The 22,437-nt window shown below is 38.2% G+C and carries 21 protein-coding genes; 5 read left to right on the forward strand and 16 right to left on the reverse strand.

The genetic code is table 11. The features are described from left to right. Nucleotides 1–197: 197 nt before the first annotated feature. Together J3U71_RS08035 and J3U71_RS08040 are read right to left on the reverse strand one after the other, a co-directional pair. Entirely contained in the window at nucleotides 198–683 is a 486-nt protein-coding gene (locus J3U71_RS08035) for a C40 family peptidase (RefSeq protein ID WP_220268531.1), read from the reverse strand. A 179-nt stretch (nucleotides 684–862) separates the two neighbouring features. After that, nucleotides 863–1,411: a guanylate kinase gene (locus J3U71_RS08040; RefSeq protein ID WP_220268532.1), complete on the reverse strand. Its 549-nt coding sequence runs from the start codon at nucleotides 1,409–1,411 to the stop codon at nucleotides 863–865. 98 nt (nucleotides 1,412–1,509) lie between these two features. Here J3U71_RS08040 and J3U71_RS08045 point away from each other — a divergent pair, with 98 nt between their 5' ends. Then, nucleotides 1,510–1,824, forward strand: coding sequence for a DUF2187 domain-containing protein (locus J3U71_RS08045; RefSeq protein WP_220268533.1), 315 nt, complete (start codon nucleotides 1,510–1,512; stop codon nucleotides 1,822–1,824). A 106-nt stretch (nucleotides 1,825–1,930) separates the two neighbouring features. Then, nucleotides 1,931–3,481: an O-antigen ligase family protein gene (locus J3U71_RS08050; protein ID WP_267393808.1), complete on the forward strand. Its 1,551-nt coding sequence runs from the start codon at nucleotides 1,931–1,933 to the stop codon at nucleotides 3,479–3,481. 98 nt (nucleotides 3,482–3,579) lie between these two features. On the opposite strand, the gene lacG is transcribed toward J3U71_RS08050, so the two are convergent. The 6 genes from lacG to J3U71_RS08080 form a co-directional block, all read right to left on the reverse strand. Then, on the reverse strand, nucleotides 3,580–4,998 hold the full coding sequence (gene lacG / locus J3U71_RS08055) for a 6-phospho-beta-galactosidase (RefSeq protein ID WP_267393806.1): 1,419 nt from the start codon (nucleotides 4,996–4,998) through the stop codon (nucleotides 3,580–3,582). A 14-nt stretch (nucleotides 4,999–5,012) separates the two neighbouring features. Then, nucleotides 5,013–6,734: a PTS lactose transporter subunit IIBC gene (locus J3U71_RS08060; protein ID WP_220269718.1), complete on the reverse strand. Its 1,722-nt coding sequence runs from the start codon at nucleotides 6,732–6,734 to the stop codon at nucleotides 5,013–5,015. 31 nt (nucleotides 6,735–6,765) lie between these two features. Further along, nucleotides 6,766–7,122, reverse strand: a complete 357-nt coding sequence (locus J3U71_RS08065; RefSeq protein WP_220268536.1) for a PTS lactose/cellobiose transporter subunit IIA — start codon at nucleotides 7,120–7,122, stop codon at nucleotides 6,766–6,768. Nucleotides 7,123–7,136: 14 nt separating this feature from the next. After that, complete coding sequence (locus J3U71_RS08070) at nucleotides 7,137–7,988, reverse strand: PRD domain-containing protein (RefSeq protein WP_267393803.1); 852 nt, start codon at nucleotides 7,986–7,988, stop codon at nucleotides 7,137–7,139. A gap of 179 nt (nucleotides 7,989–8,167) precedes the next feature. After that, nucleotides 8,168–8,788 carry an LVIS_2131 family protein gene (locus J3U71_RS08075; RefSeq protein WP_220268538.1) on the reverse strand — a complete coding sequence of 207 codons (621 nt, stop codon included), beginning with the start codon at nucleotides 8,786–8,788 and terminating at the stop codon, nucleotides 8,168–8,170. Nucleotides 8,789–8,876: 88 nt separating this feature from the next. Then, nucleotides 8,877–9,452 (reverse strand): hypothetical protein, encoded by a 576-nt coding sequence (locus tag J3U71_RS08080; protein WP_267393798.1) that lies wholly within the window; start codon nucleotides 9,450–9,452, stop codon nucleotides 8,877–8,879. 360 nt (nucleotides 9,453–9,812) lie between these two features. Here J3U71_RS08080 and J3U71_RS08085 point away from each other — a divergent pair, with 360 nt between their 5' ends. Both J3U71_RS08085 and J3U71_RS08090 read left to right on the forward strand, forming a co-directional pair. Further along, nucleotides 9,813–11,390, forward strand: a complete 1,578-nt coding sequence (locus tag J3U71_RS08085; RefSeq protein ID WP_220268540.1) for a multicopper oxidase family protein — start codon at nucleotides 9,813–9,815, stop codon at nucleotides 11,388–11,390. 160 nt (nucleotides 11,391–11,550) lie between these two features. After that, nucleotides 11,551–12,255 (forward strand): C39 family peptidase, encoded by a 705-nt coding sequence (locus J3U71_RS08090; protein ID WP_103752950.1) that lies wholly within the window; start codon nucleotides 11,551–11,553, stop codon nucleotides 12,253–12,255. A gap of 208 nt (nucleotides 12,256–12,463) precedes the next feature. Here J3U71_RS08090 and J3U71_RS08095 read toward each other — a convergent pair whose 3' ends face one another. The 5 genes from J3U71_RS08095 to J3U71_RS08115 all read right to left on the reverse strand — a co-directional run bounded on the left by J3U71_RS08095 (nucleotide 12,464) and on the right by J3U71_RS08115 (nucleotide 16,964). Beyond that, nucleotides 12,464–12,940: a threonine/serine exporter family protein gene (locus J3U71_RS08095; protein ID WP_103752951.1), complete on the reverse strand. Its 477-nt coding sequence runs from the start codon at nucleotides 12,938–12,940 to the stop codon at nucleotides 12,464–12,466. A 1-nt stretch (nucleotide 12,941) separates the two neighbouring features. Beyond that, nucleotides 12,942–13,718: a threonine/serine exporter family protein gene (locus J3U71_RS08100; protein ID WP_103752952.1), complete on the reverse strand. Its 777-nt coding sequence runs from the start codon at nucleotides 13,716–13,718 to the stop codon at nucleotides 12,942–12,944. A gap of 7 nt (nucleotides 13,719–13,725) precedes the next feature. After that, nucleotides 13,726–15,273 carry an ABC-F family ATP-binding cassette domain-containing protein gene (locus J3U71_RS08105; RefSeq protein WP_267393795.1) on the reverse strand — a complete coding sequence of 516 codons (1,548 nt, stop codon included), beginning with the start codon at nucleotides 15,271–15,273 and terminating at the stop codon, nucleotides 13,726–13,728. 118 nt (nucleotides 15,274–15,391) lie between these two features. Continuing rightward, nucleotides 15,392–15,751, reverse strand: coding sequence for a hypothetical protein (locus tag J3U71_RS08110; RefSeq protein ID WP_220268544.1), 360 nt, complete (start codon nucleotides 15,749–15,751; stop codon nucleotides 15,392–15,394). A 28-nt stretch (nucleotides 15,752–15,779) separates the two neighbouring features. Then, nucleotides 15,780–16,964, reverse strand: a complete 1,185-nt coding sequence (locus J3U71_RS08115; RefSeq protein ID WP_267393792.1) for an LCP family protein — start codon at nucleotides 16,962–16,964, stop codon at nucleotides 15,780–15,782. Between the two features lie 153 nt (nucleotides 16,965–17,117). Between J3U71_RS08115 and pepF the strand changes: the two genes are divergently transcribed. Beyond that, nucleotides 17,118–18,923 carry an oligoendopeptidase F gene (gene pepF / locus J3U71_RS08120; RefSeq protein WP_267393790.1) on the forward strand — a complete coding sequence of 602 codons (1,806 nt, stop codon included), beginning with the start codon at nucleotides 17,118–17,120 and terminating at the stop codon, nucleotides 18,921–18,923. A 105-nt stretch (nucleotides 18,924–19,028) separates the two neighbouring features. Here pepF and J3U71_RS08125 read toward each other — a convergent pair whose 3' ends face one another. From J3U71_RS08125 to J3U71_RS08135, 3 genes are read right to left on the reverse strand one after another with little or no spacing between them, the layout of a single operon-like run. Beyond that, complete coding sequence (locus J3U71_RS08125) at nucleotides 19,029–20,171, reverse strand: ArgE/DapE family deacylase (protein ID WP_267393788.1); 1,143 nt, start codon at nucleotides 20,169–20,171, stop codon at nucleotides 19,029–19,031. Nucleotides 20,172–20,186: 15 nt separating this feature from the next. After that, nucleotides 20,187–20,936, reverse strand: coding sequence for an amino acid ABC transporter ATP-binding protein (locus tag J3U71_RS08130; RefSeq protein WP_220220204.1), 750 nt, complete (start codon nucleotides 20,934–20,936; stop codon nucleotides 20,187–20,189). Then, a complete protein-coding gene (locus tag J3U71_RS08135; RefSeq protein ID WP_220268549.1) occupies nucleotides 20,929–22,425 on the reverse strand; it encodes an ABC transporter substrate-binding protein/permease in 1,497 nt (498 codons plus the stop codon). Before J3U71_RS08135 ends, J3U71_RS08130 begins: the two co-directional genes overlap by 8 nt. Between the last annotated feature and the right edge of the window lie 12 nt (nucleotides 22,426–22,437).

The following is a 22,437-nucleotide window of genomic DNA, read 5'->3' on the forward strand; positions in this document are numbered from 1 at the left end:
AATAGTATTTACACATTTTTTATCTAATAATCTCTATATCACAGTTCTAATTCTACTCGTACTATATTACAAAAATGTTACAGAAGTGATACCAGAAAATAAAAAAAGCCCTTTCAGAACCGGCGTTTCTATATAGGACTAATTAATTATTGCTTTATATGTAAAAAGAAAATTGGTTGAGTTTAAGTAGAGAATAATTATTCAAGCACGCGCTTAGCGGCTGAAGGATAAAAGTAAGTACTGATTGATTGTTTTAACACACCTTGATCGGGAGTTGCGGCGTGAACATATTGATTACCACCAACATAAATACCAACGTGATATGGGGATGTAGCTGATCCCCAGAAAAGAAGATCACCCTTTTTCAATTTCTTCATTGAAACTCTTTTACCAAGTGTAACTTGTGAAAAAGTAGTACGTGGCAAAACTGTTCCACCCGCTGTTTTATAAACATATTGAACCAAGCCAGAGCAATCAAAAGCCGACGGACCATTTGCACCATAAACGTAACCTTTGCCTACTTGTTTTTTAGCTAGCTTAACAACAGCATCACGCTTCTTGGATACTGAACTGGCATCAACATCAGTTGTAGTAGCTGCTGTAACTGTAGTTACAGTGGCAATGCCAGTAAAAAATAGTGATATAAATGTAACTAACTTGATTAAACTATGTCTGTGTCCCAAAACTAATCTCTTTCTCCTTCTCAAGATTTCTTTTTACTTTGCCGAGCACAATCTTTTGATTTCCCTTAATTTGTACCTGACAATCTATATAGTACTCACCAAATGTTACACATTCATGTCAAATGAGCTACAAAACGTTAAGATTTTTTTTAAAAACACAGTCCAACCAGTAGTAATATTTAAACGCTTAACAAACTACTTACGATAGCATCAAGCTTCTTCTCGGTTTTACTCCAATTATCATTCACTATAATATGTGCATCTGCCTTTAGTTTTTCTGGTAAAGTATTTAATTCGCTACCGCTCAAGCGCTCCGCAATCTTGGCAGGATCATCCCCTCTCTTTAACAGCCGTTCCTTTAGTTCCTTTTTCGAACTAGTCGTTACATATAAGAAATATACCTGGTGATTAATTGCTTTTAGATAAGAGGCTGCACCTTTGATATCAACAATTAATGACACTAGCTGGTGCTCTTCCCATGCCTCTTCCAATGCCTCCTTACTTGAGCCATACTGGTAAGAACCGTATTTGACATGCTCAAAGAAATGCAGCTTGCTAAAACTGATATCATTTTCAAAATGGTAAGAGGTGTCTGGACTTTCTCCTTGACGGATCGGTCTAGTAGTATGGGTCAAAACCCGCGGAATGTTGAACTTTTTGGTTAAATATTCAGAAATTGTTGTCTTACCAGCACCACTGGGGCCAGCAATTAAAATTAATTTTTGCAAAATCCAGGCTTCCTTTACTTGAAAATAGTTTACTTTTATAATAATATATTTTTCTATTATAATTAAACACGGGGAAGAGAGGAAGTAAAATACTAACCATGAAGAAAACTGAAATAAAAATAGATGACATTCTTAGCGCAAAATCAGAAGAAGAACTTACTAAACCGTTTTTAGGTAAAGTAGAAAAAATTTACGAAAATTCTGCCCTGTTGAAAATCATTGACTTTGATGAAGCTGATGAAACAGCTGTTAGCGACTTAAATAACAAAATTGTTGTTAACTTCAAGAACTTGAAAGCTGCACCTAAACGTAAAATAAAAGAAATTCAAGCTAAGGCTAAAAGTGATGTAAAAGTGGAAAAAATTGCCAAAGCCAAAAAAGCCACTGATGACGCTGACAAAGAATCCAAGTAAAAAGATATTTTTTAAAAAGCAGTGAATAAAATTCACCGCTCTTTTTTTTTGCTTGGTTTTTGCCTAAAATTAAACTAATATCAATAATCATTAATGGAGAAAACAAGTGAAAGAAAAAGCAAGAACCATCTTATTTTGGTTTATTTTAATCCAACCTTTTTTAGACTTATATTGGTTTTATCATGGTACCCTAGCAACTATTTTGCCATTTACATTACCAACTATTATTCGCATTTTAGTAGTTGGTGTCCTGATTTGTCTCTTTTTCAGCCAGAAACAGTCCTGGAAAAAGTTGACAACAAAAAAATGGCTGCTAGTTTATTTAGTTTTATTAATCATCTATTCGGCGCTGCACTTAATTCATGTTCGCAATTTTACGAGTGTTAATCCCACTAACTACGGCTACTCAAGTAGTGGTGAACTCTTTTACTTAATTCGGATGGTTTTACCGTTAATCGTTCTCTTTTTAACTACCGAGCTTGATTTTGGTGAAAAACAGTTGCGCCAGGTAATTGAAGGCATCTCAGGATTGTTTTCGGGAACAATTGTCGTGTCTAACCTATTTGTAATTTCACTCAAATCTTACGAAACAGGAACGATTAGTGTTAATATTTTTGCTTGGTTTTTTAATCCGAATATTGGTTACTCGCACATGGCTTCCAAGGGTTTTTTCAACTTTACCAATATGATTTCGGCCGTTTTATTCATGCTTGTGCCGCTAATGGTCTATTATTTATTCACTAACTTTAACCGGTTAACTATTGGTCTTAATGTTATCCAAGCATTGGCAATGATTGAAATAGGGACAAAAGTTGCCGCAATTGGCCTTTTAGGTGGCATCTTTATTAGTTTAGTACTATTTATTTTCCATAAATACGTAATTAAAGACGTGCAAAAAGGTGGCTGGCCGTTTTTGGTAGCCGGCTTAATTATGCTGGGTTCACTAGTAATTCTACCTTTTGGACCAGCTATTCAGCGCTATAATTACGAAATTTATTTAGCCAAGCAATCTGATCACGACTTGAGTTCAGAAAAGCGGGAGTTAGCAGTTGGACTGAAGAAATATCCTACTGGTGAAAAGCGGGAAGACTTCTTACGTGCTTTTATTAAGCAAAACTACCAGGCTTATGCCTTAAATCCCAAATTTGTTTTTCACAGCTACCCATATCAATACGATCCTGAATTTTGGTTAAAAATTATTAATCAACCCGGGCAAGTCCGCATGGAGAACCGCTATCTTGAAAAGGCAATGCTTAACCAGGTGGTCAAAACTAACAATAATCGGCTGGATAAATATTTCGGCATTTCGTATACGCGCGAAAACAATATTTTTAATTTAGAGCGTGATTTCTCGGCACAAATTTATTCACTTGGCTTCATTGGAATGATCTTGTTTATGGGACCTTATCTTGCCACGATTTTATACGGGGTTTATAAGTGGTTGCGCTTTAAATATGCCCGAACCTACTTAGTTAGTTCGCTTCTTGCGTCCAGTTGTTTTATCCTATTGGCAGCTTTTTCATCTGGCAATGTCATCGACTTTTTAACTGCAAGCTTGATTCTCGCCTTTATTCAAGGCAACTTATTGATTCAGGTACGAAAATCGCAAAAAATTAATAGTGTAGATAAAAATGGCAACAAAAAAAGATTGCTCTAGATACACTAAAAACTCTATTTGCTTTACTTTGAGTTTTTTTAATCTATGTATAAACTCTGGAGCTAATCTTTTAAATAGTCAAAGTAAAATATCTACTTTTACTTCATCGTTTCAGCTAGTGCCTTAAACCATAAGGCACTTTTTTTAATGTAGCGTTTCTGTGTTTTAAAGTCCACGTAAAAGAGACCGTAACGTTTGTTATAACCATTGGCCCAAGAAAATTGATCCTGTAAAGACCAGACAAAGTAGCCTTGAACATTTACACCTTCTTTGCGAGCTTTAAGAAGTGCCGCAACGTGCTGATCAATAAAATCTATTCTTGGTTCATCGTCAACAATGTTATCTGCGCTGCTAAAATGGTCTTTATAGCCTAAGCCATTTTCAGTAATATAAATTGTCTTACAGTTGGGGTAATCACGACTGACTCTTTTTAGAATATCATACAAGCCTTCTGGATAAATATTCCAATCCCAATCAGTTGTCGGCACACCTTCTTTTTTAACAGTTTCACCAACACCTTTAAATTTGAAAGAAGACGTCCCCTTATTGCCTGTACCATTAAAATGATTTTCACTTTCACCTTGATAAGCTTTAATAAATTGATTCTGATAATAATTAAGGCCAAAGAAATCATTTTGTGTTGCTGCCTCGGACAAGATATCTAAATCGCCATCTTCAATCTTAAGGTGCGCATTGTTTAAGCGGAGAATTTCATTGATTGACTGCATCGTATCATCAGAATAATAGCCTAGAAATGTTCCATCTAATAAAAACTTGTTTATAAATGCGTCTTCTAACTTAGCAGCGTGTTTATCCTTTTCATTATTGGAAATTGGGTAAACGGGTTGCAGGACATGAATTAAACCTATTCGACCAGGCAAACCCAATCTTTTATATAGATTAACAACACGTGCATGTGCTAGCAGTTCATTATGTTGAGCCTGAATTGCACTTGACACGTCAAAATGATGGTTAGGAGGAAAAGTACCGGTGATATATTGGGAATATGCTAGGGAAATCAGTTCATTTATCGTGAACCAATTTTTAATTTCTGAAAATTCTTTAAAACAAAATTCCGCATATTTAACAAAGTAGTCAATATTCTTACGATTTAGCCAATCGCCATCATCAAACAAAGTTTTAGGGCTATCGAAGTGGTGCAGGCTGACGTACGGTTCAATACCATTGTCTAAACATTCTTTGAATAAATTATGGTAATACTCAACACCCTTTTGGTTAACTTTGCCAAAGCCCTGAGGAAAAATTCTGGTCCAAGCAATTGAAACACGAATGGCATTTAAACCATACTTTTTGGCTAGACCTATATCTTCCGGGTAACGGTGGTAAAAATCACTAGCAGGATCTGGTGAAAACCTACCCTGTTTTTCAAGATAATCATCCCACATTGTTTTGCCTTTACCATCAATTTTAGTACTTCCTTCCACTTGATAAGCGGCAGTAGCTCCACCCCATACGAAATTTTGGGGTAAACTTTTTACTCTCTTTAATATACTCATTTTAACAATTCTCCTTAATCAGAAATATTGGCAATAATAAGATCTAAGCATTTGTCAGCATGTTGTGTCATGTCAATGTACTGTTTGCCAGTAGTCGTTAACATTTTGGTATTACTTTTGTCACATTCTTTTTGTAGCTCATCTTTCATCGCATTCATTTGTGGTGCCAGAATAACGATATCCATACCTGCTAGCAGGTCATGATGTGCACCAAACGAAGCAGCGGCAACAGAGAGCGGCAATTTGTTTTCAGTTGCTAATTTATTTAAGGCCTTAGCCAAAATACCGCTCGTTCCACCACCTGCACATAAAACTAAAACGTTTAGCGCCTTGCCATCTTTAGTTGCAGAAAGAGGAATCTTACTTGCATCTTCTTTGGAGCTGGTATCCTCATTGCTACTTTGAACAGAATGACTATCTTCATTCTTTACGTTCAAATTACTTGCACTCTTAGCCTCTTCTGCACATTTTTGCGTGTCATAGGCTTTGAAAAAAGGATAATACATAATTGTATCAACTACTAAAAGTAAAATTGCTAGAATAATTGAACCAACAGAAAATCCCGTCCCCATAATCAGACCAAGGGTACCTGGTGTTGTCCAAGGCAAATTGTAAATAAAACCTGGCATATGAAATAGATCAACAAAAATCTTAAATAGCCATACATTAGCTATTGGCGTCAAAATAAATGGGATAAAGAAGACCGGATTTAAAATTAACGGTGCGCCAAATAAAATTGGTTCATTAACGCCAAATAATACCGGAACAGAAGCTGCACGGCCAACTGCCTTTAATTCTTTTGACTTTGACCAAAATGCAAACATTAATGTAATTACTAATGTCGCGCCTGTACCGCCAAGAGTTGCAACGAAATATTGTGTTCCTTGAGCTAAAATCCTGTTAGCACCGGCAATATTGCCTGCTTTCCAGGCTGATAAATTAAGTTCAACATTACTTAAATAAATTGCAGTAACTGCTGGTTCGACAATTGACGGGCCTTGAATTCCAATAAACCAGAAAAAGGCCATTGCACCATAAACAATTGCTAAGCCCAAATAGCCATCTGCCGCAGTAAACAACGGGGATAATATTTGAATAATCCAGGCCGCTAAGTTCGTTCCAGTTGCAGCGCGAAAAGCTAACGAAAAGCCCCAAAATAAGAAGGTACTTATTGCAAATGGAATAATATTTTTGAAGGCGCCAGCAATGTTTTGAGGTACTGCATCAGGTAGCTTGATCGTAATATTATGTTTAAAGCATTGGTAATAAATATTAGGAACAATAAAGGCTACTAAAAAGGCACATATGAGTCCCTTAGTCCCAATCATTGCCACCGCAAAATAAAGATTATTCAGTTTGTCAACCATCGTGTCAACAGCGACTAATATAAATGAAACTTGCGCGGTAAATTGGACACCAACAGTTGGAATTTGACCGGTTTTTGGCAAATTTAAGTTAAAAGAATCGGTCAAGGCCTTAGCAACTGAAGAAGAAGCCATAAGTGCTAAAACTCCCATCGACATGTTATAAAACATATTTAATGCATTTGCGACCTTTGTAGGCCAAGCAAAGTGCCATATTAATGGAACATTGGCAATTAATAAAAAAATACTTGAAAAGATGATTATTGGCATTAATGCTATAAAACCATCTCTAACAGCACGTAAATATTTGTTGGCAGCAACTTTTTGAAAAAAAGGTTGTGCTTTTTCAATTTGCTTAATTACAGCATTCATCATAAAACTTCTTTCTGAATCAGTACTATTACTATTCCTTATTTCTTTGTCTCTCAAGCTGGTTGTTAATATCATTGTATTTTTGATACAAATCAACAAAATATTTAATTTCGTCACGCAAAAGCATTGTTGTCATTAAGGTGTCTTGCCCATGTGACATAATAAAGGTCGTTTCCATTTCCTCACCGTTTGCTTCTGCACTCATTAATTTTGTTTGCGAATTATGGGCATCATTTAAAGAGACATCAGCACTTTTTATTAACTCCTTTGCCTTTTCATAATTACCATTTTTCGCTTCATCTAAAGCATTAATTAAAGCAGTTTTAGCATCACCCGCATATGCAACAATTTCAAACCCTGCCATTGATATTTCTTTTTTTGATACCATTTTTTCTCCTTAAATTACTGTTCTAAAATTTGATGGATGTGAATAACAAAATATGTCTCTTCTGCTTCTGACAATTGGCAATTAAACTCGGCTTTGAACTTTTGAAATATTTCTTGGGTTATCTTAAATGACTTTGGATAAGCCATAATCAAGTCAGTTTGAATTTTCTTGTCAATAGTTTCTTTTTTTACAGGGGGATGCCGAATACGATTAGACAGATACTGAATATGAATTAGTAAGCGTCGAAAACTATTTTTGTTTCTGGCATTTTGATATATGTTGTTATCATCAAGCACATTCATCACAATGCTGATCATCCTTGAATTATTAGATATACGCCGTTTTTTTTTACTTTTCTGAGGTATACCGGTAGGAATCTTACTGTTAATAAAATGTAAGGCTAAGCTTCTAATTTCAGATTTAGGAAAACAAACACCTAATCTATGATTAATGATATTTAGTGCTGCGGATGAGATCTGATATTCCAAGGGATATTCTTTGGCAAAATTAGGAATTTGATTTTCCTGATATTCATTATTCTTAAGTAGACTGTAAGCTCCATTAATATGTTCGCTTAAAGTTAAGTAAATGGAGTCATATACATGAAATTTATAATCTTTCTTGGCTTTATCAATGATTGAAAAAACAACCGCAACAATTTCAACCGGAATATTACGAAACAAATAGTCAAAAGACTCCTTATCTTTTTTATTATTTAAATAAAATATTTTTTGAATTTTACTAGTGTCTATGTTTTTACTTTTCCCCTGACTAAAACCCACACCGTTACCAAAAACGATTGCTTCCTTTCCCTGCTCAGTAACAACTAAAACACTGTTATTATTAAAAATTTTTTTAAGGCGCATCACTTAACTCCTTTTTTAAACAAAAAAAACTACCAGCAATGACCAGTTAAACTACAATTCCTAATTTAACTGATATTGCTAGTAGTTTCGCCTAATTTAATAGTAACAACCCACTTATTTAATTATCTACTTACAAACATAGCACATATCGCTATATTTGTAAACGCTTCATTTTAAGCTTATTTTTCTTTGATGAACGAAGCATCTGGAATTCGAATTAAATAATATTGCGTAGCCGTATGACCAGCATGCAAGCCAAGCCCGTTTTGCCAAACCTTTTTATAAGTCGCCGTATAAGTTGCAACATAAGCACGCTGGTATTTACGGTCCATTTTCTTAAGCTGGCTCTTTTGGTATGGTATCCGTGAAGCATTTAAGTCTAAAGGACTTTTACCATAAGCCACTGTAGCAAAGTCACTCGAAACTTGCGCCTTGTGCCCAGCACGATAATAAGTATAAGTCTGCGTACTAATTTTTTTCTTTTTTGAATTAATCGTCACATAACTTGAATTACCCGAACCAGTATTCATTACTAACGGTTGATACGTGATTTTTGAACTAATTACACTTTTATCTTCTAAATCCGGGTTATCAAGCAATGTTTTATTAAAGAGCCAAATAATGCCGACTAAAAAAACTGCTACTTCGAGCAGATCAATCAAAAAATTAGTCCAGCTAAACTTCTGGTGCTTCTTAATAATCATCGTAATCCGACGCTTACGAATATTTTGAATAATAAAAATGAAATATAAAATGGCAATAACCCACAATAAGATGCCCAGTAGATTCCAGCTAAACATAACTTCCTCCTGTAATAATCTTCATTATATTGTAAAAAGCCCTGCTTGAATAGTGCAAAAAGGTTAATTGCTTATTAAAGTAATGTGCTTACTTTTTTGCTTTAGCTTTAGTCGTCGTCTTTTTGACCGTTTTTTTGGCGGCTACTTTTTTAGTCAGCGTCTTTTTAGCGGCCGGCTTTTTAGTCTTCGCTACAGGTTCAAGCTTCTTGTATTCACGCACCTGACTTAATTTTGCCATAATTGCTTCTACCAGCTTATTAATTACCTCATCTTCATTCTGAGTAATTTCCTCTTCAGTTGCTATTTGATCAATGCGAAAATTAGAGGCATTCAAAAATTCCGACTGCGTTTCAAAGTAAACAAATACTGGATAGTCTTTTTCTTCCTCAAAGAAATTGGTAATTTTTTTATAATTGCTGTATGGCAAGTTGATAATATTGTTTTCTAAGACGAACGTGACCGGTCTTTGCCCCGTTACTTCAAGTGCAACGTGACTTAAGGAATTATGCTTGATAGCTGCAGCAGTTTCTTTAATCATTTTAGTTGCTAAACTCTTAATTTTGGTTTTCGACTTACTAATATCTGCGTATTTGACAGTTTCTAAATCCTGTAAGTAGTCTTGTTGTTCAATTTTAGTAGTTAAATCAGTTAAGTTAATCTTCAAAATAAAAAAATCCTTTTATAAATTAGTTATCAGTCTTCTATACGATACTCAAATTCAGCGCCAAAAACAATTTATTTTTATTTTTTTAAAAAATAATTTTTAAAGAACATTTGTTTAAAAAAACAAGCGTTAAGAAAATTATGGTCACCCACTTTTACTAAGGTATACCTATTTTAGCGATTTTTTTAATCCGGATAAAATAACGAAATTGTTTCAAAACAGGTTAAAAAAAGAGTTCTTTAACTATTCATGCGAAAACTTCTTTATAGCCACTTTACAAGCGTTTTCACAAAGAATAGAATTACTATTGAAATTAAGAAAATTTTTTATTAAATTTTTCAAACTGAAAGGTAGACAAATATGTCAGAAAAAGTTTATACAGATTATTTCTATAACTCAGACGATTTTGATAAAAACCACGGTATGGGCTACAAAGAACTTCATATTCCTGAAGGTGTTGAAGCTCAACCATTAATTGTTCCACCAGTCTTAGAGCCTGATAAACAAGAAAACAATGATGTCTGGTACACCATTGAATCCCAAGAAGGCGACTTTCAATTCTTACCTGGTAAAAAGACTCATACTTGGGGCTACAATTTCCCAGTCCTTGGTAAGACGATGGTCTTAACTAAAGGGCAACATGTTCACGTAACTTTGAAGAACAGTTTGCCTGAATTAACTACTTATCACTGGCACGGCATGGAGGTTTCAGGCCCTGGCAACGATGGAGCTTGCCACTCACCTGTATACCCTGGAGAAGAAAAGCACATTGACTTCACAGTTAACCAACCTGCAGCTCTCACTTGGTTACATGCTCACCCATGTCCATCTACTGCCATGCAGGTTTGGATGGGTCTTGCAATGGGTGTTGTTGTAACTGATGCTAACGAAGCACAATTACCAATTCCTAAGACTTATGGTAAAGATGAATTTCCAATTATTTTGCAAGACCGGATTTTCCATGAAGATAACCAATTTGATTACAAGGCAGATTATAATGCAATGGGTATCTTCGGCGATACGCCAGTTATTAACGGTGTGGTTCGTCCTTACGTAGATGTCACTACCCAAAAAGTTCGGTTGATTTTCTTAGGTGGATCTAACCGGCGTGAATGGCGTCTGCACTTTAGTGATGATTTGGTAATGACCCAAATCGGTGGGGATGATTCATTCTTAGAGCATCCAGTTAAGATGACTAAGGTTTTAATCGGACCTGGTGAGCGTCAACAAGTTGTGGTTGACTTCAGTAACTACAAGGAAGGCGATGTTGTTAACCTTTACACTGATGACTTTAAGTTGGTTGAATTCAGAATTCACAAGTATGAAAAAGATGACAGTGTAATTCCTGACACCTTATTCAAACCATATGATCCTGTTGTTAACCCTAATTCACCAGTTCCTCACGTAACGATGGACAACCACAACATGATTAACGGCAAGCTATTCTCCATGCAAAGAATTGACATGAAGCAAGAGTTAATGACCGCTGAATATTGGGATGTAACTAACACTAATGATAAGGTTAACGGTATGCTCCACCCATTCCATATTCACGGTGCACACTTCCTTGTTGTTTCACGTAACGGTAAGGACCCATATCCAAACGAACAAGGTGTCTACAAAGATACTGTTGAAGTTGCCCCACAAGAAACTGTTCGTTTGAAGGTTTACTTCCAAAACACAGGTGTGTTCATGTACCACTGCCACATTATCGAACACGAAGATGCTGGTATGATGGCGCAAATCCAAATCGTTGATCCTAAGGATCCAGACAAGAAGTATGACTTAATGGACATGGAAACTTTGACTAAGGCATTTGCTGAAGAAAAAGGTATTCCAATGGACGAAGTTTACTGCCCAGGAATGGATGTTGAAGGTATGGACGTTAAGGGTGAAGATCACTCAATGGACGCACTTTCAGGCGCTAGCCACCATTAATTAAAACTTAAACTTAAACAAAGTAAAAAAACGCTCAAGTAAGAGCGTTTTTTTCTTTTACCTATTTTATCCTAAGCAAATCACTAAAAATCAGTTAAATTTAGAGACATTGTGAAAAACGGCTTTGCTTTTTTTCTATAGCCTATGTTTAAATAGCATTATGAAAAAGAATAGAAGCAAAAACCTAGTGTTCCTGTTGCTCGGCGTATTTCTTTTAGGATTAGCCTTTGCAGTCTTTAACTCAAATGATTTCAAGGACAAATACGACTGGGTAACATTAAAGTCAGCCCAAAAATTGGATGTACCACTAGAAAATCAGTATCCTGAGTTGCCTAACGGCTGTGAAGTTACTTCCTTGTCAATGCTGCTGCAATATTACGGCATCAAAGTAACTAAACTTGATCTATCAGAAAATATTAAGCATGTTGCTTCTTTTTCCAGCGACGGACAGTTTCGGGGCAATCCTCATGTGGGATTTGTTGGTTATATGAGCCAAGCAAACGCCGGCTGGTGTGTTTATAACGAGCCGCTTGAACAAGTAGCCCGCAAATACACTAACCGCATTCAGAATTTCTCAGGACACGACTTCATCCAAGTCATGAAATTGGTATCTGATGGTCATCCGGTTTTGATTATCACAACACTCAAGTTCGATCATGTCAACGACATGCAAACTTGGCAAACCAAAGAAGGAGAAGTAAATGTCACTCCTTCATCACATGCCTGCGTAATTACTGGTTACAACAAGAAAAAACACCAAGTTCTGGTTAACGACCCATTTGGTCATAAAAACAAAGTGGTTTCTTGGCACAACTTGGAGAGAAGCTATAATCAGCAAGGTAAACAGGCGCTATATCTTAATTAAGTCAGCTATTTTACAAGATAGCGGCTTTTTTAGTGCACAAAAAAGCAGATTCACTTAAGAATCTGCTTTTTCCAAATCGAGGCTCGTTAAAAAACAAGTGACTACTTCTGTTCACATCAGGTTGGTCAACAGCCAACACTTCCCGTGTCTGCCAGCTAAGGCGGGCGTCCTCATCCAAATACGCATCTCGCGTTTTTGTCGACTCGTATTACTTATTATACGTACTTTTATTCTGCTTGTAAAATTTTTTTATTCTGAAAAAGATTTCTACAAACATGCTTGATAGTAACATCCCTAAGGCGATTGAGCCTGTAACGATAATCACACGTAAAGCCGAGTCACTTGCCCCGTTAATATTACCGGCGGTTAACTCACGCACAGCCTGGTATGCGGGAACTCCCGGTACTAAGGGAACAATAGCCGGGATATAAAAGACAGTTGCCGGACACTTTTTTATTCGGGCAAAGACAATTCCTAAAATGCCAATCGCAAATGAACCCAGCAAATTAGACAATAGCCGGCCCATTGAGGCCTCCATCGCTAACCAGTAAATAATCCAGCTAATGACCCCACTAATTCCCGCTAGGTTAAGCACGCGGCGCGGAACATTAATAGTTAGGGCAAAGCCGGCTGAGGCAAGATAGGCAAAAATGATGTTAATAATTAATTCTAACCAAAATGGCATTTTATGCTCCTAAAAACTTCAAAATAATCCCAACGCCGCCGCCAAGGGCAAAGGCGGTTAACATTGCTTCACAAATCTTGCCCATTCCTGATAACAAGTCGCCCTTAAACAAGTCACGCAAGGCATTAGTTAATGCTAAGCCTGGGACCAATGGCATCAAAGCCCCGGTAAGAATATTATCAATAATCATTGCGGGAAACAGACGAACTAACCCCACCGTGACAATCGTCATAATCATTGCTGCCACCAATTCAGCTAAATATTTGACTTTTGTAAAGCGTTTAAAATAATAAAACGAAACAAAGCCGATAGCACCGACTACTGCCGCAGCCGGAAAATCAACCCAATCATAGTTGTCCATAAACATTACCATTAGCGTTGCACTTAAAATGCCGGCGCCAATTGTTTGTAACCATAATGGAAAAACTGGAAATCCACCGTGAGCGATTTTAAATACTTGGCTTTTAACTTGGCGTAAGGTAATTTCACGCGCTGCAAAAGCCCGTGACAGCGAATTAATCCGATCAACCAACTCTAGGTTAATATTCCGCTCATGAACCAAAATGCTTTGGCAATAGTTGCCGTGATCGATACTCATAAAGATCCCCGTTGGCATTACAAACACACGCGGATCTGGCTCACCAGCGCTTTTAGCAATGCGCACCATCGTGTCTTCGACCCGGTACATCTCACTGCCGCCTTCAATCATTAACTGGCCTGCTGTAAGGCAAGTATCAAGCAATTCTTGGTAAAATAATTTATCTTTCTGTCCAGGCATAATTTCCTCAAAGTTTATTCATTGTCTCAATATCAATTGTTTTATCAACCCAGTCACCTTGGAAAAAGTCGCGTTCGTGGCTAACGATAATTACGCTGCCGGGAAACTTAACAATTGCTTGCCGCAACGCATCTTTTGAATCACGGTCAAGGTGATTGGTTGGCTCATCAAGAAAGAGTAAATTGGCTGGCTCAAACTGCATTTTAGCCAATTTCACTTTTTCCTGTTCGCCCCCAGATAATTTTTTCAAAGGACTCATCGCCTGCTGGGCGGTCACACTCAACCGAGCCAAGGCGCCACGCAGTTCCTTAGGCTTAATGCGTTCAAAGATTTCTTGCAAGTATTGCAGCGGCGTCATATTTTGGTTAGGCCAAGCTAGGTCCTGCTTAAAGTAGGCAATTTTGGCGGTTTCAGATAAAGCAAATGTCCCAAAAATCGGTTCAATCTGTCCCAGCAATGTTTTTAGCAAAGTCGTTTTGCCAATGCCGTTAAAACCAGTAATTGCCACTTTTTCATTGCCACCGACCGAGAAATTAAAGGCTTCTTTCACCAACGCGTGGTCATATCCGATTACCAAGTCTTGCGTCTGCAATAACAAGTTGGCAGCCGTTGCCACATAAGGAAATTCAAAATGCGGTTTGTGATTGCCCTTAGGCGGAGCTAAAACATTCATTCTGGCAAGTTGCCGCTCACGTGACTTAGCACTCTTAGAGCGCGTTCCCGCCTTATTTTTCCGAATATATGCTTCTTCCTTAGCAATCTTGCGTTGCTGATTAGTGTAAGCCTTCAAATAAGTTTCTCGATTGGCTTCTTTTTGCCGCATTGCCTGCTTAAGAGTTCCAGTATAACGGGTAATCGTGCCAACATCAATATCAATAATGCAGTTCGCTATTTTGCCCAAGAAATCATAGTCATGACTAACTACAATAAAAGCGCCGGTAAAGTCATTTAGGTAGCCGACCAGCCAGTCAATATGGGAAACATCCAAATAGTTAGTTGGCTCATCCAGCAGCAATACATCAGGACTTTGTAATAATAATTTGGCTAAAATAATTTTTGATCTTTGTCCACCGGACAATTGACTGACGTCATGATCATAACCCAATTCTGCTAGCCCCAGTCCCGAGGCAACTCGTTCAATTTCTGTATCTATGCCGTAAAAGTTATTCTCTTCCAGGTATGTTTGCAGTTTCCCCGCCCTTTCGAGCAGTTCTGCGTCACCCTTTTCCGCATATTGATTGTAAAGGGCGCTTAACTCATGTTCTTTTTGGTATAGCGGTGCAAATGCTGTCCGCAGAAATTCACGAATCGTAACACCTGGAGCTAACTTAGCGTATTGATCAAGGTAGCCTACTGTTACCCGATTTTGCCATTTTACTTGACCTTCATCCGGTAACATCTCACCAGTTAAAATCTTAATTAAGGTTGATTTACCAACCCCATTTTGACCAGTGACTCCCATATGATCTTCCTTATTAAGAACAAAATTGCCATTCTCATACAAAGTTTTATCCACGAAACTTTGTCCTAAATTCTTAACTTGCAGTAAACTCATTTTACATCTCCCTCAAATTAATTATCTGTCTGCCAGTATCCAAGCAAGTTGCCTTTTTGCTCATCATCTTAAGTTGCTAATGCGCGCAATCAAAAAGGCGGGCGTTTTGCCCACCTTTTTACTTTCTTTCTTGTTCATATTTTTGCAAGGCTTCCAATATTTTAGGCCAATAACGCTTAGGCAAAATTAATTGCAATTTATCGTGATAAATTGGAAAATCACTTGCTTTCATTCCGGTAATTTCAGCCAAATCTTGATCAGATAACTTATATTCACGCGCAATCCGTTTAATTTCAACAGAAGCGTGCCCCCGAAACCATGAAAGAGCAAAGAAAAATAAGGCAAAAAAACTAGCGGCCAAAACAGCGGCCGGTAAAGTCCAGTGAAATGTGCGCAAGCAAATAGCCGACGCGGCAATAAAGGCAACAAGTGCTGAAATTACGCCATAAATAACTGCGAATACTGATTGCCCACGCATATTTTTTTGCCTCCTTTGCTATCAATAACTACTGACCAGTTGAATTGTCATCACTGGTATCCGTTCCAGTTGATTTATTTTCTGATTCATCTGTCACGACTGAATGATAAATTTGGTAATTAGTAAAGGGATTAGGATCCTTCCATTTAATATTATTATTCTGCTCATTTAACTTATTGAGCTTAGTTTCATCATTATCCAATACTTTCTTTTCCAAGTCAAGATTGGTCCGGATTTTGTTAGATGCCTTCTGCAGTTCCGCGGTCGAAACGACTTGGATTGATGATCCATTAATCCACGCATCATGTCCTTGAATATAACCGCTATCTATATTTTGCGAACAGCCGCGATATGTCAATGCCAAAGCCAACATATCATTGAATGTCAGATTGGTCCGAACATACTTGGTAAAGATTTTTACTAAATTACGGTAATTAGCAATTGAATCAACCGAGATTGCTTTGTGGACAACTGCGTTAATTACTTGCCGCTGACGCATTTGCCGCCCATAATCTCCGCGGGGATCATCGTGACGCATCCGAACATAAGCAACTGCATGCCGGCCATTTAAATGCTGCTTTCCCTTACGAAAATCACACCAGTCATAAGAAAAGTCAAACGGTACGTTAACATCGACACCGCCAACAGCATTAACAAGACTTTTGAGTGCCTTCATATTCACTTCGACATAATAATTAATCGGAACATCCAGTAATGCGGAAACAGTTCGCATTGACGCCTTGCTTCCGCCTATTCCATAGGCAGAATTGACCCGAAACATGTTGTACTTATCTCCCGGATCGCCTAGAATATTAGCCAAGGTATCACGCGGAATCGAGGTCATTGTTGCCTTATTTTTACCAGGATTAGCAGTAGCCAAAATCAACGTATCTGAATTACCCTTATCATGACGACCTTCAAGTCCTTGATCAACGCCAAGAATTAAAATTGAAATTGGTTTTCTCTGGGCAATTAACGCAGAAGTAGCAGAATTGCCACTTTGACCATCAATTGCACTGTGTAAAGCGAAATACATGTGAGCAGCCCATGCCAGGCCGCAGCTTACGCATAAAACGATTACAATACCGCAAACTCGGGCAAAAAGATTGCCTTTTAGTGCCCCAGTCGGAGCCGCTAAAACATGATTACGGTGAAGATTAAGGGAAGAGCGCTTTTTACGGTAATCTTCTCTCCGTTTTGAATTTGGTTCCATACCTTGATTCAATTCCTTCCATAATTATCCATGTTTATTTGTATCACTTTCAAACTTGAATTAGAATATTAACAAATATAATTAATAATATCTTATTTTTTAGTTTTTAGCATAATTAGTATTAAGCATATAAAAAATAAAGGAGAACTGTTAATGGCTATTCCCAAAAGAAATGAAGTTCCTGAAGAACTCAAGTGGGATCTAACCCGGATCTTTAAAACGGATAAAGACTGGGAAATCGCATACAATCAGGTTAAAAATGATGTTCAGAGTCTAAGTAATTTAAAGGAAAAATTTACTGAATCAGGGCATAAATTATATGAAGGTTTAAACAAGATTTTGACTGTTAGTCGGAATTTAGAAAAGGTTTATGTCTATGCAACCATGTCTAGCGATGTCGACACTAGTAATGCCCACTATCTCGGATATGTGGCCCAAGTGCAGGCACTTACCAGTCAGTTTGAAGCGGCCATTGCTTTCCTCAATCCCGCAATTATTCAAGTTCCCGAAGAAAAAATGGCACAGTTTAAGAGTGAGGAGCCACGACTAAATGACTACGCCCACATGCTGGAACAGATTACGCGTAAAAGGCCACACACGCTATCAGCCCAAGAAGAACGACTAATTGCCGATGCTGGCGATGCACTGAGTACTTCCGGAAACACCTATAATGTGTTAACCAATTCCGACATGGAATATGGTTATGTACAAAATGAAGATGGCGAAATGGTGCAATTGTCCGACGGCCTCTATTCCCTACTCATTCAGTCTCAAGATCGGAAAGTTCGTCAAAACGCTTTTGATGTTATGTATGCAACGTATGATCAATTTAAAAACTCACTTGCTTCTACCCTCTCTGGTGAAGTTAAGGAACATAACTATAACGCGCGGGTTCACGACTATGATTCGGCTAGAAATGCTGCGTTAGATGAAAATGGTATCCCCACAATTGTGTATGATACTTTAATTACTGAGGTTGACCAACACCTTGATTTACTACACGAATACGTAAATTTGCGAAAGCAAATCTTGGGCTTAAACGACTTACAAATGTGGGACATGTATGTTCCTTTAACCGGTAAGCCATCATTGAGCTATACTTTTGCGGAAGCCAAGGAGGAAGCTAAAAAAGCTTTGCGCCCTCTTGGTGAAGACTATTTGAAGCAAGTCGATTACATCTTTAATAATCGGGTAATTGACGTAGTTGAATCACAGAATAAGGCAACAGGAGCATATTCCGGTGGCTCTTATGATACAGATGCTTATGAGTTACTCAATTGGGAAAATAATGTTGACTCCCTCTATACGCTAGTACACGAAACTGGTCACTCTGTCCACAGCATGTACACAAGACAGACGCAGCCATACGTTTATGGTGATTACCCAATTTTTGTTGCCGAAATTGCCTCTACAACTAACGAAAACATTTTAACTGAGTACTTCTTAGATCATATCACTGACCCCAAGACGCGGGCATTTGTCCTTAATTATTACCTTGATTCATTTAAAGGTACGTTATACCGGCAAACGCAGTTTGCAGAATTTGAGCAATTTATTCATGAAATGGATGCCAAGGGCGAACCTTTGACAGCTGACCGGTTAGATGACTTTTATGGTGAACTAAATCAGCGTTATTACGGTGACGCGGTAGAACCAGGTGGTGAAATTGCCAAAGAATGGGCACGGATTCCGCACTTCTACTATAACTTCTACGTTTACCAATATGCTACGGGTTTTGCGGCTGCTACTGCTCTTGCCAATAACGTGGTTCACGGCAGCAGCGACCAAAAAGAGGCCTACCTTAATTTCTTAAAATCCGGTTCAAGCGATTACCCGGTCGAAATTATGAAACGGGCGGGCGTTGACATGACTAAGCCTGACTATCTGGAAGAAGCTTTCACAACTTTTGCACAACGCTTAACTGAATTTAAAACAATTGTGACAAAAAATCTTAAATAACCCTTGAAATTTTGCCATGTAAATAATATAACAAATATGGAAATAAAATTTCTCACATCAAAAAACCACTTCTTACTCAAAGAAGTGGTTTTTCTATAGTTAAAATTATTGGTATTCAGCCCAAAAGCGTTTGGCTAAAGCTTGGTATAATTGACATCCCAATAAATAGTCATCTATTGCAACATATTCATTTGGTTGATGATCGGTTGTCCCCGCCGCTGGTCCTAAAATAATGATTGGAAAAGTGCCAGCTTGAATATATTCAGATGAATCCGTTGCACCTGTTCCCGCCGTATACTCACACGGCAAATTAAATTCTTGGTTAACAACCTGTTTGGCTAATCTTGCCAGTTTCGTATTTTCTTGGTTAGGCAGCGGCACTTCAGGAAAGCTATAGCTAATTTTCAGCTGCGCACCCTGCTCATTTAATTGCGCTACAATCTGTTCTAATTCTTGGTATATCTGCTCATTAGGGTAAACCGGTGTTGTCCTGATATTGCCTGAAAGCCAAGCATGATCAGGAACCGAGTTAATCTGACTGCCACCTTGAATCTGACTGATTACATGGGTCAAAGATCCCAAGACTGGATCCTTTTTTGTATGACTAGCCATTAAGTCCTGTGCCTTTTGGGCAAACGCAATCAGCGGCATAATCGCATTTTGACCTTTTTCTGGTGTCGATGAATGAACACAAACTCCCTTTGAAGTCACGTAATAATCGATTACGCCTTTATGAGTTACCCGGATATTAAAGTGCGAGGGTTCACCAACAATTAGGCCAGCTAAATCTTTAGCATAGCCTTCTTTGACTAATTGTGCTGCCCCATATTCGCCGGTTTCCTCCCCAACAGAAGCTAATAAGCGAATTCGGCCAGGTAGTTCTTGCCCACTGTCTAGCAAATCAAGCATTGCAACCACCATTGCCGCAAGGCCGGATTTCATATCGCTTGCGCCCCGACCATAGAGCTTGCCATCTTTAATTGTCGCTTCAAACGGCGGAAACTGCCAATTTGCCAAATCACCAGCTGACACAACATCCTCATGACCGGAAAAGCCAAGCAATGGACCATGATTTCCCATTGTCACAACTAAATTGTCACGTCCGGGTGCATAAGTGACACGTTCAATGTTAACAGGATAATTTTTAAATAAGTTCGTCAGATAATCAGCAACTAGACTTTCATGATCATTGGCCGAATCAATCGCAATTAAATCGCTCAGGATTCTAAGTGCACGTTTTTTATCCACAATTTTATCCTCTTTTTATGCTTCTAGTACTTTTGCCAAAAATTCCTGCGCCCGCTTGGTCTTTGGTTGGGCAAAAAATTCTTGTGGTGCCGCCTTTTCTTGTACATAGCCGTCTGCCATGAACCAAACTTCATCGGCAACGTTTTTGGCAAAGCCCATCTCGTGAGTGACCACCACCATGGTCATCCCTTTTTGCGCTAAATCTTGCATTACTTTCAATACTTCGCCGACCATTTCTGGATCAAGAGCTGAAGTTGGTTCATCAAACAGCATCACTTCTGGATCCATAGCTAATGCCCGTGCAATCGCAACCCGCTGCTGCTGACCACCGGATAAGCTTGCTGGAAATGCTTCAGCTTTATCTTCCAGCCCAACTTGTTTGAGCAGTTCAATGCCCTTAGCAGTTGCTTCCTCATCGCTAAGCTTTTTGACTTTCATTGGCGCCAATTTGATATTTTCAATAATATTCATATGTGGAAATAAGTTGAATTGTTGAAAAACCATTCCCATTTTTTCACGTAAAGTATCTAGTTGATCCTCACTTAAGGCGGTTAGTTCTTGCCCGTTAAACAGTACTTTGCCAGAAGTCGGCTCGTCTAAAAGATTAAGACAGCGTAAAAAGGTACTTTTTCCCGCGCCACTTGGACCAACCAAACAAATCACCTGGCCATCATCAACTTCTGCGTTGATATCCTTTAAAACTTCATTATGACCGAATGTCTTTTTTAAATGTTCTACTTCAATAACTGGGGCCTTGTTAGTCATGATTCATTTTCCTTTCAAATACTTTCATCAAGCTGGACAGGCCAAAGGTGATGATAAAGTACAAAATCATTGTAATTACTAATGGCATGACTCCACGATAAGTATCAGCCTGAACAATTCTTGACTGGTAAATCAGGTCTTTAACACCAATAACAGAAACAATTGAACTTTCCTTAATCAAGGAAACGAACTCGTTTCCCAGAGCAGGCCAAATGTTTTTCATAGCCTGCGGCATAATTACATAGCGCATCGTTGCCGAGCGTGACAGTCCTAATGAACGTGAGGCTTCTGTCTGCCCTGTTGCAATTGAATTTATTCCTGACCGAATAACCTCCGCAACGTAAGCCGCCGAGTTCAGTGAAACAGCAATGATTCCTGACAAAAGTGCCGGAATATTGACTACTAAACCTAGGCCAAAATAGATAAAGAGCAGTTGGACCATTAAAGGCGTTCCCCGCACAAATTCAATATATGCCGTTGCAATTGAATGAGCAATTTCATTATGGCTTAACCGCATTAAAGCCAAAATTGCTCCTAGTAAAAAGCCAAAAATGACTGAGATTGCTGAAATAAACAGGGTATAGCCAACACCAGCAATGAAGAAGTCTTTATATGCCCACATTGAGTTCGAAGCCTTAGCCTCTTTTTTAGTTTTTCCACCTGCTAGGTATTTACCGGCTTTTGGTAAATAAACCTTGTTAATCAAATCCTTCTTTTTAATCTCAGCAATCGATTTATTTGCCGCTTTGACTAAACTTGTAGCACCTTTATGAAAAGCTACGGCAGAACCATCAGAAGTTATCTTTAATCCCGAAGGAATTGCCATGATGCCATCCGTATTTTTGGCAAAAGCAGCTGCAGTGGCGGTATCAACTGCCACCGCATCAAACTTATTGGTTTTCAAAGCTAAAATAAGATCACTATCTTTATCCATTGTTTTCAGCTTGGTCCTTTTTGCTTGCTCCTTAATCAAAGTCGCCTGCAAACTGCCAGTCTGAGCACCGATTGTCTTGCCTTTAAAAGAACGGAAGTCATGGTACTTATCTTTATCAGCCTTTCTAATCAGTAAATCTTGTCCACTTCTATAATAAGCCGTACTAAAGTCTACACTTTGCGCCCGCTTGGGTGTTGCAGTCATCCCAGAAATGACCATATCAATCTTGCCAGTTTCCAGGGCGACAAGTAAGGAATCAAAATCCATTGTTCGAACAACTAGCTTAACTCCTAAATCGTGAGCAATTTTTTGCCCAACCTCGATGTCCATCCCGACTACCTTAGATTTGCCATTAATATTTTTGACAAATTCATAAGGAGGAAAGTCTGGACTGGTTCCCATAACAAGCTCGCCCTTACTTTTTACTTTTTTCAGGTAAGTATCCGTTATTTTAGTGGATTGAGTGTCTTTGGTAGCTAGCGCTTTTTGTGGCACCAAGGCCAACAACATGAACACTGCGAGGACCATCTCAAGCCATTTCCACGCCTTTTTCATAACTTTTCCTCC

Source organism: Lactobacillus sp. B4015, assembly GCF_026536055.1.
In the GTDB taxonomy this organism is placed as follows: domain Bacteria; phylum Bacillota; class Bacilli; order Lactobacillales; family Lactobacillaceae; genus Lactobacillus; species Lactobacillus panisapium.

What these genes read in the sequence shown, in the direction of transcription:
- lacG (WP_267393806.1), bottom strand. Translation starts at nt 4,998, where the DNA reads ATGAGTATATTAAAGAGAGTAAAAAGTTTACCCCAAAATTTCGTATGG.
- J3U71_RS08135 (WP_220268549.1), bottom strand. Translation starts at nt 22,425, where the DNA reads ATGAAAAAGGCGTGGAAATGGCTTGAGATGGTCCTCGCAGTGTTCATG.
- J3U71_RS08100 (WP_103752952.1), bottom strand. Translation starts at nt 13,718, where the DNA reads ATGCCTGGACAGAAAGATAAATTATTTTACCAAGAATTGCTTGATACT.
- J3U71_RS08115 (WP_267393792.1), bottom strand. Translation starts at nt 16,964, where the DNA reads ATGGAACCAAATTCAAAACGGAGAGAAGATTACCGTAAAAAGCGCTCT.
- J3U71_RS08045 (WP_220268533.1), top strand. Translation starts at nt 1,510, where the DNA reads ATGAAGAAAACTGAAATAAAAATAGATGACATTCTTAGCGCAAAATCA.
- J3U71_RS08090 (WP_103752950.1), top strand. Translation starts at nt 11,551, where the DNA reads ATGAAAAAGAATAGAAGCAAAAACCTAGTGTTCCTGTTGCTCGGCGTA.
- J3U71_RS08060 (WP_220269718.1), bottom strand. Translation starts at nt 6,734, where the DNA reads ATGAATGCTGTAATTAAGCAAATTGAAAAAGCACAACCTTTTTTTCAA.
- J3U71_RS08065 (WP_220268536.1), bottom strand. Translation starts at nt 7,122, where the DNA reads ATGGTATCAAAAAAAGAAATATCAATGGCAGGGTTTGAAATTGTTGCA.
- J3U71_RS08130 (WP_220220204.1), bottom strand. Translation starts at nt 20,936, where the DNA reads ATGACTAACAAGGCCCCAGTTATTGAAGTAGAACATTTAAAAAAGACA.
- J3U71_RS08105 (WP_267393795.1), bottom strand. Translation starts at nt 15,273, where the DNA reads ATGAGTTTACTGCAAGTTAAGAATTTAGGACAAAGTTTCGTGGATAAA.
- J3U71_RS08085 (WP_220268540.1), top strand. Translation starts at nt 9,813, where the DNA reads ATGTCAGAAAAAGTTTATACAGATTATTTCTATAACTCAGACGATTTT.
- J3U71_RS08095 (WP_103752951.1), bottom strand. Translation starts at nt 12,940, where the DNA reads ATGCCATTTTGGTTAGAATTAATTATTAACATCATTTTTGCCTATCTT.
- J3U71_RS08070 (WP_267393803.1), bottom strand. Translation starts at nt 7,988, where the DNA reads ATGCGCCTTAAAAAAATTTTTAATAATAACAGTGTTTTAGTTGTTACT.
- J3U71_RS08075 (WP_220268538.1), bottom strand. Translation starts at nt 8,788, where the DNA reads ATGTTTAGCTGGAATCTACTGGGCATCTTATTGTGGGTTATTGCCATT.
- J3U71_RS08110 (WP_220268544.1), bottom strand. Translation starts at nt 15,751, where the DNA reads ATGCGTGGGCAATCAGTATTCGCAGTTATTTATGGCGTAATTTCAGCA.
- pepF (WP_267393790.1), top strand. Translation starts at nt 17,118, where the DNA reads ATGGCTATTCCCAAAAGAAATGAAGTTCCTGAAGAACTCAAGTGGGAT.